General features: G+C 48.8%; 11 protein-coding genes. 5 read left to right on the top strand and 6 right to left on the bottom strand.

Annotated features, from left to right (window positions below):
* Nucleotides 1–2 precede the first annotated feature (2 nt).
* From P2W84_RS10335 to P2W84_RS10325, 3 genes are all read right to left on the bottom strand, one after another.
* Entirely contained in the window at nt 3–599 is a 597-nt protein-coding gene (locus tag P2W84_RS10335) for a hypothetical protein (RefSeq protein WP_276090036.1), read from the bottom strand.
* 118 nt (nt 600–717) lie between these two features.
* A complete protein-coding gene (locus tag P2W84_RS10330; protein ID WP_276090035.1) occupies nt 718–1734 on the bottom strand; it encodes a porin in 1017 nt (338 codons plus the stop codon).
* 69 nt (nt 1735–1803) lie between these two features.
* Complete coding sequence (locus P2W84_RS10325) at nt 1804–3165, bottom strand: ammonium transporter (protein WP_276090034.1); 1362 nt, start codon at nt 3163–3165, stop codon at nt 1804–1806.
* A gap of 286 nt (nt 3166–3451) precedes the next feature.
* Between P2W84_RS10325 and P2W84_RS10320 the strand changes: the two genes are divergently transcribed.
* A complete protein-coding gene (locus P2W84_RS10320; protein ID WP_276090033.1) occupies nt 3452–3919 on the top strand; it encodes an SRPBCC family protein in 468 nt (155 codons plus the stop codon).
* Here P2W84_RS10320 and P2W84_RS10315 read toward each other — a convergent pair.
* From P2W84_RS10315 to P2W84_RS10305, 3 genes are all read right to left on the bottom strand, one after another.
* Nucleotides 3914–4867 (bottom strand): TIGR01212 family radical SAM protein, encoded by a 954-nt coding sequence (locus P2W84_RS10315; RefSeq protein WP_276090087.1) that lies wholly within the window; start codon nt 4865–4867, stop codon nt 3914–3916. The two genes, P2W84_RS10320 and P2W84_RS10315, sit on opposite strands and share 6 nt — an antisense overlap.
* Nucleotides 4868–4958: 91 nt before the next feature.
* On the bottom strand, nt 4959–5915 hold the full coding sequence (locus P2W84_RS10310; RefSeq protein WP_276090032.1) for a DUF3137 domain-containing protein: 957 nt from the start codon (nt 5913–5915) through the stop codon (nt 4959–4961).
* A 17-nt stretch (nt 5916–5932) separates the two neighbouring features.
* Nucleotides 5933–6490, bottom strand: a complete 558-nt coding sequence (locus P2W84_RS10305; protein WP_276090031.1) for a LemA family protein — start codon at nt 6488–6490, stop codon at nt 5933–5935.
* A 122-nt stretch (nt 6491–6612) separates the two neighbouring features.
* Here P2W84_RS10305 and P2W84_RS10300 point away from each other — a divergent pair, with 122 nt between their 5' ends.
* The 4 genes from P2W84_RS10300 (at nt 6613) to P2W84_RS10285 (ending at nt 13788) form a co-directional block, all read left to right on the top strand.
* The gene (locus tag P2W84_RS10300; RefSeq protein WP_276090030.1) at nt 6613–7050 is read left to right on the top strand and encodes an SRPBCC domain-containing protein; all 438 of its coding nucleotides are present in this window, start codon (nt 6613–6615) and stop codon (nt 7048–7050) included.
* A gap of 199 nt (nt 7051–7249) precedes the next feature.
* Nucleotides 7250–8254 carry a hypothetical protein gene (locus P2W84_RS10295; RefSeq protein ID WP_276090029.1) on the top strand — a complete coding sequence of 335 codons (1005 nt, stop codon included), beginning with the start codon at nt 7250–7252 and terminating at the stop codon, nt 8252–8254.
* Between the two features lie 94 nt (nt 8255–8348).
* Nucleotides 8349–9791, top strand: a complete 1443-nt coding sequence (locus P2W84_RS10290) for a PP2C family serine/threonine-protein phosphatase (RefSeq protein WP_276090028.1) — start codon at nt 8349–8351, stop codon at nt 9789–9791.
* 1 nt (nt 9792) lies between these two features.
* Nucleotides 9793–13788, top strand: coding sequence for an FtsW/RodA/SpoVE family cell cycle protein (locus tag P2W84_RS10285; RefSeq protein ID WP_276090027.1), 3996 nt, complete (start codon nt 9793–9795; stop codon nt 13786–13788).

Below are 13788 nucleotides of genomic sequence, written 5' to 3'. Positions count from 1 at the left end.
GGCTACCATTTGGTAGAAATAGCGACTGGCTTTTTGGCACCGGGCTTTGCCTCAGACTGAGTTTCACCCATGCGTTGTTTTAACTGATCAGCAATTTTCCGGCACTGCGCTGTAATAAAAGCCATATTGGCCGTCCAGGTAGGCTTACTCAGTGCATCGGGCATCCTTTCCAGCGGAGTACTCACGGCGGTAGGTACAAAATTGCCATACCGGTCCCGTTCATAAGGAGTAACCACAAACCCAGTCATCAGCAGCCGGTATTTTCCCTCACGTAACGCGACCGAAAAAGTATAGCTCGCCGCTGCAGACGGATGACCGATTGCCGAACTGCCTTTATGGATGATCATCCTCCCTTTGGCAGTAAATACAGAATCACCCTCCTCTGCTTCCGGTTTCAGCATTTTAGCATTGTTTTCCAGAAACTGACGCATATTGGCCGCAAGCGTCTTTTTTGAAAACCCCTTGACTTCTGCCACGTCCATAAAGGTATAAAGCCCCGTTTCATCAACCGGCAGGACCTTTTCCTGGGCCATGGCAACTGCCGTTACCGAACAAAAAGTTAAAGCCAGGAACAATCTCATCTTCATTAATCTGTTCATTTGGAAAATGATTAAGGGGGTTAGCAATCTGATAAAAAAGGCTGCCAGATCATCTCTGACAGCCCTAAATTTAAAAAATAAAGTCCAGTTTTTTTGAATAATAAGTTACATTCAGTTATCAGAAGGCATATACAAATGCCAGTGAGAACTGCGAAGCCTTCTTAGTAGGGTCTCCGTTTGTTTTCGAGAACATCTCTGCAGAAGCATTGTCGAAACGCACTTCAGGAATGAAGGTAAGCCCTCCTGCCTTTACGTTAGCAGACAAGGTAACAGCAGCAACTTTTTCGTCATCAGCCCCCTGAGCGCCTTTCCAATTAAAGTATTCTCCTCTCAGGCCCAGACCAAAAGATGGCGTGAAAGCATACTGTGGGTATAAAGCAGCGCCTATATATCCGCCGTTGTCATCGGTAACCGAGTAGTCAGCCGCATTCAGTCCCAGTTTGAACTTTTCAGAAATCTGGTAAGCTGTGGTCAGGTCAAATATGGTACCTGTTCCGGCTACGCCTACAGACTTTCCGGTCAGGAAGTTCAGGTAAGCAGTCCAGCCTTCTACAGGGCTCACGGTCAGCTGTCCGCCGAAATGCGAGACCCCGTTAAGGTCGGTGTACACATTCCAGTCGTTAAACACCCCCAGCATCAGGCTTACTTTGTCTGTAAAGGCATAAGAAGCCTTCAGACCCGCATTCTGGAAAGGACCGTTGGTGAACAGGTAAGAAGTCGAATAGTTGAAGTTACCGGTCGGAGCGATCACCTCATACCCGATAAACGTACCCATAAAACCTGCAGTCATGCTAAACTTATCGGTAAATGCATAGGAAGCATACAAGTTCTGGATGTGAAACGATTCACCGCCCTCTGGCAGGATCGATTGCCCCTGTCCCCGCGGACCAAAGGAAATCTCACCAACAAAGGAGGCCTTACCAGTAGTCTTTTTCAGCGCGAGGTCAATCATACCCAGTGAAACGGAGTTCTGGTCACTTGCGAAACTGGTTGGAATGTTCGCATGCTTGGAGAAGTCGTACTTGTAATAAGCGTCGGCCGAACCTGAGATTTGCAGTGGTGCTTCTGCTTCCTGAGCGAAAGATGCAGATACAGTTGACAGGAACGCGACGGTCAGTATTGATTTCAGTTTCATAAATTTAGGTTTGAGGTTGAAATTTAGTTTGGTTTTGGTTGGTTTGGTTTAGGTTGATTATCTGTAAGATTAAAAAGTGTTCTCAACTTCCTGACCGGCAACGATCAGTGTACCCTGAACATATTTCTCATTGTGCTGCGTAGCATCCAGACCTTCTTCTTCTTCCTCCTCAGATACACGGATCGGCTGCACCAGGTTAACAATCTTAAATACGATGAACGACATCACAAAGCTGAATACTACCGAGATCAGCATACCCTTCAACTGGGTAAAGAAGAACTCAGGATTGCCGTAAAGCAGCCCGTCGGCACCGGCAGGGTTAACAGTTTTTGTAGCCAGTACACCAGTAAGCAACATACCTACGATACCGCCAACACCGTGGCAAGGGAATACGTCCAGCGTATCGTCCAGGCTGGTCTTTTGTTTCCAGGCAACGACAAGGTTAGAAATCACCGCGGCAACGACACCAATGAAGATACTCGAAGGAATGCTCACAAAACCGGCTGCAGGCGTAACCGCCACAAGACCTACTACCGCACCGATACAGAATCCAAGTACAGAAGGCTTTTTACCGCGTGCCACATCAAAGAACATCCAGGAAAGACCTGCAGCGCCGGCAGCCATATTGGTAGTCAGGAACGCAGATACCGCCAGTGCGTTAGCGCCCAGTGCCGATCCGGCGTTGAAGCCAAACCATCCGAACCAAAGCAGGCCGGTACCGATCAGCACATAAGGAATGTTTGCAGGAGGAACCTCTTTGTGCTCCATGTGCGACTTCCTGCGTTTCAGTACCAATGCACCAGCAAGTGCTGCCATACCCGCCGAAATGTGTACAACAGTACCACCGGCAAAGTCAAGTACGCCCATTTTGAACAGCATACCATCAGCGCTCCAGGTCCAGTGTGCCAGCGGAGAATAAACGAGCAGCGAGAACAGGACGATAAAGAGGATGTATGAAGTGAAGCGGATACGCTCAGCTACCGCACCAACAACCAGCCCTGGCGTAATGATCGCAAACATCAGCTGAAACACTGCAAACAGCGACAGCGGAATGGTGCCCCAGGCCGGTCCGGAGTTTACACCCTGAAAGAAGAAAAAAGTTTTAGGGTTGCCGACAAATCCGCCGATGGTATCACCAAAAGCGAGGCTAAAGCCAACAACTACCCAGAGTACGGTAACTACCCCCGCAGCAACCACACTTTTGATCATGGTCGAGAGGATGTTTTTACGGTGTACCATACCACCATAGAAAAACGCCAGACCCGGAGTCATTAAAAATACGAGTGCAGAAGCAATCAGAATGAATGCGATGTCCGGTGCGCTGTATTTTCCATCATCAAAGTTTGGAAGCAGCGGAATAAAAAGAGCCATTACCGCAACAATCATCAGAATTGCGAAGGGGCCCCACTGTTTAAATAGAACTTTTGCCATAATTTGTGTGGTTTAATTAGTTTTTAAATTTGTTTTACTTAATTTTTTGATAAAACTATGGAATAAATTTCAACTTTCATCATTTTTTCAAAAACATTTTTAAAAAATATATGTTTTAAACCAATTTTTAGGTCAAAAAACATGAATTGCAGATAAAAACAAGACTTATTTTTTACAAAAAACACCAAAAACCTAAAAAATTACCATTTTTTCGATGAAAAAATAAAAATCACACAAACGCAGATGATTTCTATATTCGTCTTCCAGTCTATACGTTATATACTATATGAGATCATATCAGCTCGAATACCTGCAAAACATACCTGTATCCACTGCAGAAGCATGGGATTTCTTTTCTTCTCCCCTGAACCTGGCGAAGATCACCCCGGAAGACATGGCCTTCACCGTCACTTCAAAACCATCAATGGTTAGCAAAATGTATCCGGGTATGCTGATCACCTATAAGGTATCGCCGCTACTAGGAATAAAACTGGATTGGATGACAGAAATAACCCATGTAGCAGAAGGAAAGTATTTCGTGGACGAGCAGCGCTTCGGCCCGTATAAATTCTGGCACCATCAGCACCACTTCCGGGAAATTCAGGGGGGAACAGAAATGAAAGACATCGTTACCTACGGTTTACCATTAGGCCCGATCGGTACATTGGCCAACAATCTCCTCATAGCGGCTAAGCTCAGGAATGTATTTGAATACAGGAAAAGAAAGATTACCGAACTGTTCGGCACACTATAGACCAGGGCGGTAAGCCGAGCCCTGCACGATACCGCGGCGCTCGATCTCCTTGTCGATATAAGTCTGCACTGCCGATTTCGGAAGCCCCCACTTGGGGGCAATCAGCAGATCCCAGTCAGACACGCCAAACAGGCGCTGGATCACGATATCTGGCCTCAGCAAGGGAATGGCCCTGCAAAGCAGATCGGTATATTCCTCCAGGGTAAAGAGCTTAAACGGCTGACGCTTGTATTTTACACCCATAATCGAACCTTCCACGATATGGAGATGGTGAAATTTCACGAATTTGATCTGCGGAAAACGGTTGATCTCATGGATATACCCGAGCATCATCTCCTCGGTTTCATTAGGGAATCCGAAAATCGTATGTACACAAAGATCTAGCTTGCTGTTTTCCAGCAGCTTCACCGCGGCTACGAATTCACCGTGGCTGCAGCCCCTGTTGATCTGGTCCAGCGTTTCGTCGTAAATAGATTCCATACCCATTTCCAGATCTACATGAAAACGGTCGGTATAGCTTTCCAGCAAGGCGATCTTTTCAGCATCGATACAATCCGGGCGGGTACCCACCGCAAGCCCAACAATATCTTCTGTATTTACCGACAAAGCCTCGTCGTACATCATCTTCAGATAATGTGCCGGTGCGTAGGTATTGGTATTGGGCTGGAAATAGACAATGAACTTATCGGCTTTGTACAAATTACGTCCCCGCTCCATGTTCTCTGTCAGCTGCTCACGCAGCGTAGGCAGTTTGCGGGCAGTTTCAGGGGTAAAGGAGTCTACATTACAATACGTACAACCGCCATATCCCTTGCTGCCATCACGGTTGGGACAGGTAAAACCTCCGTCCACGATGGCCTTAAACACCCTTTGTCCCTTATATTTTTCCTTCAGGTGTGTCCCGTAGTTGTTATAGCCTTTAATACCCGTATCCAGTAATGTTCCCAATGCCTTATTCTTTTTTTGCAAAAATAGGGCTTTTCCTGCACAATCACTAAACGCCTTCTCATTGCAGGACTGGAAACTACTGCGGCTTTGTCTACTGTTTGGTCCAGATCCTGGTATTGAGATCCAGATCCTTAACGATATTGTACATAAAGCGGAGTATGTTCAGATCATGGTCAAGAATACCTGGTTTCAGCAAACTTGTGAAGACAGGCGGCTCAAAATAATTTCTGTCCAGCGGGAAAGCAATATACATCCTGGAATCTATGAAAGACAAGGAAACCGTATAGGCGCACAGTTCGTTCAACTTACAGATACGCTCCATCAATGCCGGTGTAAGGATATACCTGGCTTCCACCTGGTCTGTACTATGTGTGATAAACAGCTTACTGAATGCCTCATTTTCCAGTTCCACCACGTCATTGCTACCAAAAGAAAATACATGCTTAGAAAACCATCCGCCCAGCTTCGAGCCTATGTCCTGCGGGCGTACTACCGTAAAACCCCTGAAATCTTTATTAAAGTCAGCACAGAAAACGATTCCGCTCAAAATATCATGCCATTCCGTCCGCGTTCCGTTCTTGGTCCTTACCTCCGTCTTATATTCTGCATGTACCTCAGAAAAATAAAACCCGGTTTTCCCTGCCTTTCCCACTACCAGGTCTTCAGCATTGTAGCGGTCAGGCTCGGTAACGAACAACCGGGAACTGACAAACTCGTGCTCTGGTATCCCCTGATCCGGCTGCATGCTCAGGCTGCTGTCCATCCTGGTGAGTGCCGCACCGATTACCTTTTGCTTAAAACCGGATTTATATGCTCCTGACCTGCTTCCCGCCCTGCTCAGAAAAACTATACCCGGTATCAGGGCACATAAACCCAGCACCACGCCTATTTCGACACCTGCAAAACTATTCCCTGCTATAAAAACCAGTACCGCCAGAGCAATACAGGCAATGCCCTGTATGTTCATTCTGGCAATATACTTCCTGGTCAGTTCCAGTTCATTAAGCGCAGTACTAACTGAAGGATCCTGCACAAAAAACGCTTCCATTCAACAGTATCTGAAACTTAGCTGTTGAAAAGTTCTTTAGCACTGATGTTCGCCCGCTCCTGTTCAGAAGCCGCCAGCACGGGCATGGGCACGTAACCGAGCATACCGGCAAACATATTTCCGGGGAACTGCATCACTGCATTGTTATAACTCGTCACAGTGGCGTTGTAATTCCTGCGCGCAGCAGCAATCTGTTCTTCGCTTTCCGTCCAGGTCGACTGCAGGTTGAGAAAATTAGTATTTGCCTTCAGCTCCGGATAATTCTCCACACTGACCATCAGGCCCTTCACCGCCGCACCAATCTGCTGATCAAGCGCAAGCTTATCGCCTTCTGTTGCAACAGGTGATATTGCCCTGCCCCTTAGTTCCGTGATCTTTTCCAGCGTACCTGCCTCATGCCCGGTGTATTGTTTCACTACTTCTACAAGGTTTGGGATCAGATCAAAACGTTTCTTGACCATTACATCGATAGCCGAAAAGGCGTTGGTTACCTGGTTTTTCTTGTTTATGAGTGAGTTGTAAATTCCGATACCGAAGATCAGCACCAGGACAGCGATAATTCCTGCAATAAGCATAGTATGTCTTTTTATAAGGTTTTTATAAAGATAATAAATTCTACGGAGTTGGCACAGGAACAGTATTGTCATACCTGGTTGCAAAATTTTTCGTATAATAGCTGTAACCTAATCTTACAGCTATGAAAACATCACCCCTGATCGTAGAGCGCACTTACACGGTACCTGTCGAAAAGGTATGGGCTGCCATCACAGAAAAAGACCAGATGAGGAAATGGTACTTTGACCTTAAAGCGTTCAAACCTGAGAGCGGTTTCCAGTTTGAGTTTACCGGTGGTGACGAAAATGTGCAGTACCTGCACAGATGCGAAGTACTATCTGCCGATGCCCCTAATCGACTCAGCCATACCTGGACCTATCCTGAACATAATGACGGTTACTCTGTAGTAACCTGGGAACTGATGGGGGAAGGCCCGGGAACGACCACCGTCAGGCTAACCCATGAAGGACTGGAGAGCTTCCCGGATAATGACCCTAATTTTGCTGTGGAAAGCTTTACCGCGGGCTGGAATTTCATCCTGGGTGAGTCGCTGAGAAAGTTCCTGGAAGAAGAAGAATAAAACTTTTAAAATAAAGCGGACGGCTGTTTGCAAGCCGCCCACTACAAAAAAATCAATTAAAAGATCAATATGCCCTTAAATACATACTGACCAATTTGATTTGAGACCTCAGCCATAAAACAATTCATCTTTGCTTTGGTTTTTCTATCTTTAGGAATACTTTAGAAATTACTTTTCAGATTATTACCTGAGCGGATCAATGACGACAAAACCCTCTTTCTGGCAGCGTATTGGCATACAGGACTGGTTCCTTACCAACGAAGGCACATCATCATCGGGCAAACCAAAACAACTGAAACCGGACACGGTCTACAGATACATTGTTGACGGATTTAAAAAGTCACTGGAAGAACTCTCCTTTGCCCAAAGGGTCGTATTTTACCACGAGTTCATCATTTGCCTGAATGGTGACGATTACAGGGAATTTATGGACCACAAAAAAGGCATACTGGGCCTGATCGCACACGAAACAGTGAAGAATTTTTACACTATCCTGAACAGGGAGATCAAAAACGGCAAACAGGTGGAGCCGGCCAGCAACAAATGGGTATTCCGCTTCGTGTCGCACCCTGACTACAGGCCCGGTGATATCGGTTTTATCGGTAAGCTCCTGCCCGACAGTCACCAGAAGGAAGAAAACCTCAGGGTAACATTCATTCCGCGTCAGACGGGGATGGCCCAGACCTTTGACATCAACAATGATATCCTGAAAGACTTTATCTATTACAGTGACGGCTATTATGAGATCCCTTTTCAGGATGATCAGCTCGTACCACCACCGGCGCCACCGGAAGCTGCCCCGGTGCAAACAGAAACAACCGCGGGAGCAAAAAAAACAACCGCTGCACAGCAATCTGCTGTACTGGCCAGGTTTGAGACCACCATACCCGACAAGGCATATGCCGGTAAGAAACTGGAGTTTGTCATGAAATACGAACAGATCACCATATCCGGAGATGAAGAGGAGCGCAATGCGCCTGACATCTTCAGGATTCCTTCGGAATGGGTGAACACACCACACCTGAAGGTACGTTATGACCGGCAGGAAGACAAATTCTACCTGGCCTCATTTGGAGAGAAAACAATTTTAAACGAAGTGCTGATGGAGCGCAGCGATATTAATGGCCCGAAATGGGCGGAACTGCCCCTGAACTCGAGGATCATCCTGAACGGCATCATCGGAATGAACATATTTAAATCCTGAAGTATGTCACAGTTACTCTCCGCAGCGTTATTTATCTTATGTGTGCTGCTCCTGCTGGCACACTTTGCAGACATTAAAAATTCATCGCGTAAGAATGGATAAGCATTTCTTTGGCACCACAGATACCGGCAAGGTAAGGGACAATAACGAAGATGCCTTTATTGCCGAGAAGATTGCAGGCACAGCACTGATCATGGGCTGTGTGATCGACGGTGTAGGTGGCTATTCGGGAGGGGAGATCGCTTCTGCAATTGCCCGTAAATCAATTTTGCAGCACCTGAACCTGCCCAATGCCGATCTGCCTGCACTGATGCGTGAGGCGATCATCGCAGCTGACCAGCAGATCATGAATGAGAAACAGCTGGTAAAGGAACATGAAAAGATGGCCTGTGTGCTGACACTGGTGGTCGCGGACCCTGAACGTAACCTGTTCCATTATGCCCATGTAGGTGATACACGGCTGTACCTGTTGCGTGACCAGTCGCTGGTAAAGATCACCAAGGACCAGAGCTTTGTGGGCTTTATGGAAGACAGCGGGCGCTTGTCGGAAGAGCAGGCGATGAAGCACCCTAAGCGGAACGAGATCAATAAGGCGCTGGGTTTCGGAGCCAACATCAAAGGGCAAAGCGATTATATTGAAACGGGACAGTCGCCCTTTTTGCCGGGAGATGTACTGCTGATCTGCAGTGATGGCCTGTCGGATATGGTGAACAGGGAACAGATCACTTCGGTGATGACCATCAATGCTTCGCTGCAGGAAAAGGCATTGAAACTGACAGAGATGGCCAACGCCAATGGCGGGCTGGACAACATTACGGTAGTACTGATAGAAAATGACAGGAAATCGGCGCTGCATAAACCGGAAAAACCAAAGACAAGATTGACACGAAAGCCTGCGGCAAGCCAGGTCCCGGAAAAAGAAGCGGTGCAGCCCGCAATTACAGGAAACAATCATCCCGCGAATCATGACAAAGGCAAAAAGGGAACAATAACCCTGCTGGTTGTCATTTGCCTGGCCTTGCTCGGGGCAAATGCATACCTGCTCTGGCGGAACCGCAGCAATGAACGCAAGGCACTCAGCAGCCAGCGGCTGAGCCAGATCAAGCCGCCCCGCAATCCACAGGAGAAGAAACTGCAGGATACCCTGAACCGCATGACAGGAAAGATCCTGGTGCTGACAGATTCCTTGTTTCAGTCGCCCATACTGATCACTGAACCGCTGCGCTTCAGGGGCGATACGGTATACCTAATCGCGGAAAAAGGCATCACCCTAAAGCGGGATACCAGCTTTAACGAAGTGCCGATAGAGGTGTTGCCTTCCAACCAGCATCTGCAGCTGGAGAACCTGACCTTTGAGGATTTCCCTACAGCCATTGCCTCGCAGAACAATGCGGTCATATTGAAAAATGTGCGTTTTGTCAATTGCCCGAACGCGATGGAGATTGTCTACCATTTTCCGCAGGGCCGGTATGTGAGCGGCAAGCTGCCGAAGAGTACCTTTAAAACTGATTCATTACCTGTCACTGTAACCCCTTGATATGCGCTTTTTATTCCTGGTCATTTTCATCATTCTCGGAGGTTTCTTCATCACGCTGTACGGAAATCTGCAACCGGGTTTTGCGAATGTACAGGAGCGCCTGTCAAATGGTACAATAATGAACCTGAACGACAAAGAACCGGGCAAAAGAATCGTACAGTTACTGGAGAAAGGTTATTACTTTGAGGACAAAAGGGATATCGCCCTGATCGGTGAGATCGTTACGCGTGCAGCGGCATCACTTCCTGAACCACTGGACAATGTGGGTGAGTTGAACAAACGCCGTTTCTTTGTCAACGCGGACGAGGCCTTCATCAAAGGCGGAAAGAATTTTAAGAAAAGGGTGATGGATTCGAGGGCGCTGCTGGGTTATACCGGCGCAGACTCCCTGCGTTTCGAACAGGAAAGAAAACACCCTCCCCGCCTGCCGGCATTTACCGATCTGCACAGCGGCCCATACAGCCTGGGTGGATACATACTGGATTCGCTCGACCACCCCGTGGCTGGCGTGCTGGTGAAACTGCAGATGGTGTTGCCTCAGGACAGCAGCTTTGTGAGCGATGAGGAAGGCACCAGAAATATCGGCGTGACTGCTTATGCCCGTACAGATGCCTCGGGGCGTTTTGGTTTCCGGAACCTGCAGGAAGGTAAGGCTTATAATGTGTTGCCTTTGCAACCGGGCTTTCAGTTCGGCCGTTCGCAGGGAGTGCAGGCGCTGGATGAAGATGCTGTATTTACCTTTCACCAGAGTCCGCATACCATCCGCCTGTTCTCTGCCCGCGACTTTAAGATCCTGAAAAAGGAAAAATCGCTGATCGTACGTACGCCGGAAGACTTCAGGAAGTGGTACTGGATCGTTACAGGTGGTTTCCTGGGTGGTTTCCTGCTGCTGAACTTATTTTTACGCTACCGGTTCCGGGAATCGGACCGGCTTATCCTCCCGGTGGTGATGCTGATGACAGGACTTTCGGTCATTACCTTGCTCAGCCTCCAGGACCCGCTCCGCGACCGCTTCCTGGCAAAAGATACCCTGATCTTCTTCGGCATGGGGCTGCTGGGTATCGTGCTCATGCTCCTGGTCAATTTCCGTAAGCTGACGGTGGATTCGAGGTTTTACCGCATGTTGGTCCTTGGTCGCAACAGCGGTAAAGCCAATGGCTGGCAATGGGCACTTGCTGCACTGGCCCTGCTCTCGCTGACCGTCATGTTCGGACATGGTCCGGAAGGCAGTGGCGTGAAGGTCAATCTTTTCGGGGTGCAACCCAGCGAAATTGTAAAATATGCGATCATCCTTTTTCTGGCGGGTTTCTTTTCCGCAAACGAGCGTTTCATTTCCGAATACCTGAGCTGGCAGAAGCGTTGGTATTTCTTTTCCTTCGCTTTGGTGGCCATGTTGTTCGCCATATTGCTTTACCTGGCACTGGGCGACCTTGGCCCGGCAATGGTGGTCTGCTTTACCTTTATTATCCTGTTTTCCTTCTCTAGGGGCGATTTCATGATGATGGTCGTCGCTGTCCTGGCCTACGTGCTGACGGTATGGTTCCTGAACATCTGGATCGCGAGCCTGCTGACAGCTGTATTGCTGACCCTGATCATGGTATTTGTCCAGAAGCGCACGAGTGAGTCGGCAATCATGGTCACGATGGTCATGGCAGGTTTTCTCCTGATTGACCAGGTGCCTTACCTCGACAAACTGATCCCCGGTCCGGTGAACCGTCTGACCGAACGAAAGTCGATCTGGCAGGATCCCTGGAACAACGAGGTCTACGGTGGAGACCAGGTAGCTAACGGCATCTGGGCAATGGCCGGGGGCGGCCTGAACGGTCAGGGTGTGGGTGAGGGATTTGCTAAAAATATACCGGAAGCACATACCGATATGATCCTGCCTGCTATCGGTGAGGAATTTGGTTGGACAGGTATCGCTTCTGTATTTATTCTCTTTCTCATCTTTCTGAACCGGTCCATTGTGATCGGGAGGAAAACAGGTACACCTTTTTTATTTTATTTATGCGCGGGCATAGGAATCAGTCTGTTTACACAGTTTGTACTGATCGCCGGCGGATCTACCGGTGCCCTTCCCCTGTCGGGTGTAGCTCTGCCCTTTATCAGTTACGGAGGGTCGTCGCTCATTGCCAACATGCTGGCTGCGGGCATCCTGCTTTCGGTATCCCGGATCCGCGGCACACCGGTACAGATGGAGTTCATTACTGCACAGCAGGACAAGAACCTGGTGCCTGCACTGCTTTCCGCTACCGTGGCCGTAGGGCTGCTTTGCTTTACGGTATCGAGATACGCTACGGAAAACCGGAAATGGGTGGTACGGCCGGCCCTGGTAGCTGACCGTAGTGGCTTGCGCATGTTCAGCTATAACCCCAGGATTTCGATACTGATGAATAAGCTGGAGGCCGGTCAGCTTTACGACCGCAAAGGGCGCGTACTGGCAACCAGCAATCCTGCCTTTGTTCGCGGACAGGTAAAGACACTTCAGGCAGCAGGGATCCGGTATAACCTGGATTCGGCCATCCACAAACGCGTGGACAGGTATTATCCTTTTGAGGAACAGACTTTCTTCTGGACCGGCGATGTGAATACAGGCGTGTTCAATGGCAGCACGAACGGCTATTTTGCGGAATACGAACATGCAGCTGAGCTGCGGGGTTTCCACACACCGGCAATATCCTTTACTACCAGGGCAAGCCATTATCAGGAAGACCGTTTCCTGCCTAGGGGTATTAAAGAAATGACGGTAAGCAAGAGAGATTATTCGGCCCTCGCTCCACTCCTGCTGGCGGGAATCAACAGCGGGGAAGTGGCAGCATTCAAGAAACGTAACAGAGATGTCCAGCTCACCATTGATGCACGCCTGCAGGCAACCATTCAGCATGCACTGGCCGCAGATGACTCGCTGAAGAAAAGCCGGGTTTCGGTAGTCGTCATGGAAGACAATACGGGCGATGTCCTGGCTTCGGCGGTGTACCCCCTGCCGCCGGTGAAAGACTGGGAACTGCTGACCATGACCACTGCAGAACAGAACAGGCTGGCGGGCTGGTATACGACAGCGGACCTGGGTTTTACTACCGCTACGCAGCCGGGTTCTACGGCAAAGCTCGTTACGGCCATGGCAGCCTTCAATAAACTGGGCATGGCGGCCGCTGACCGTAAGTTTACGGTAAGTATGGGCGAAAGGATCCGGACAAAGGGAATTGAACCGGATGAAACCGGTGTCATTACACTGGAAAAGGCCGTGGTAAAATCAAACAACGTCTATTTTATTAAACTGGCAAATGAAGAACATCTGCAGGATAAGATGACGGAACTTTATCAGAAGACTGGTATGTTCCTGCATGGTGTCGGCGGTTATTACTACGAACCAGGCAAGGTTACACCGGAGCAACAGCAGAAATGGCATGCGCTCTGGGAACGGACAGAATTTAATACGAAGCCACGTTATGACCCGTCAAACATCAAACGGACGCGGGCCAAAGGCATCTCGGGCATGTCCTGGGGCCAGGGAGAACTGATCGCTACACCTGCAGCGGTGGCCAGGATGGCTTCCGGGATCGCCAACGGAGGCACGCTGATGACCAACCGCTTCGTCCTGAAAGTAAATGATTCGCTGACCTCCGTGAAAAATGGCATAAAACTGGCTGATCAACCGGGATACGCAGCGCTGATGACGGATTATATGCTGAAGCAAAGTGCGGGGAAAGTATGGACGCTGAAACTGACGGTGGCCGGGAAAACCGGTACGCCGGAGAGAATATGGAAACAGGAGCAGATCAATGATGGCTGGTATGTTTTCTTCGTCCCGAAAAAGACGGGCGGCGGACATATTGTGACCTGCATCCGGATCGAGTCGACCAGGGGATCGAGTAAGGCAGTACTGGCTGCAGGGCAGCACGTGATCCCCGCATTGCTGAAACTGGGTTATATCCGGGATTTTAAACAGGCAAAGAAAACGGACAGCCTGAAAACTAAAACGCAAATACAGTTTTGA

Source organism: Pedobacter sp. JY14-1 (genome assembly GCF_029269825.1).
GTDB lineage: Bacteria > Bacteroidota > Bacteroidia > Sphingobacteriales > Sphingobacteriaceae > Pedobacter.
Note: the sequence above shows the minus strand (reverse complement) of the source record. Positions and strands in the feature narration are given on the sequence as shown.

Coding starts and splice junctions, on each gene's coding strand:
- P2W84_RS10335 (WP_276090036.1), bottom strand. CDS start 599: ATGAACAGATTAATGAAGATGAGATTGTTCCTGGCTTTAACTTTTTGT.
- P2W84_RS10330 (WP_276090035.1), bottom strand. CDS start 1,734: ATGAAACTGAAATCAATACTGACCGTCGCGTTCCTGTCAACTGTATCT.
- P2W84_RS10325 (WP_276090034.1), bottom strand. CDS start 3,165: ATGGCAAAAGTTCTATTTAAACAGTGGGGCCCCTTCGCAATTCTGATG.
- P2W84_RS10320 (WP_276090033.1), top strand. CDS start 3,452: ATGAGATCATATCAGCTCGAATACCTGCAAAACATACCTGTATCCACT.
- P2W84_RS10310 (WP_276090032.1), bottom strand. CDS start 5,915: ATGGAAGCGTTTTTTGTGCAGGATCCTTCAGTTAGTACTGCGCTTAAT.
- P2W84_RS10305 (WP_276090031.1), bottom strand. CDS start 6,490: ATGCTTATTGCAGGAATTATCGCTGTCCTGGTGCTGATCTTCGGTATC.
- P2W84_RS10300 (WP_276090030.1), top strand. CDS start 6,613: ATGAAAACATCACCCCTGATCGTAGAGCGCACTTACACGGTACCTGTC.
- P2W84_RS10295 (WP_276090029.1), top strand. CDS start 7,250: ATGACGACAAAACCCTCTTTCTGGCAGCGTATTGGCATACAGGACTGG.
- P2W84_RS10290 (WP_276090028.1), top strand. CDS start 8,349: ATGGATAAGCATTTCTTTGGCACCACAGATACCGGCAAGGTAAGGGAC.
- P2W84_RS10285 (WP_276090027.1), top strand. CDS start 9,793: ATGCGCTTTTTATTCCTGGTCATTTTCATCATTCTCGGAGGTTTCTTC.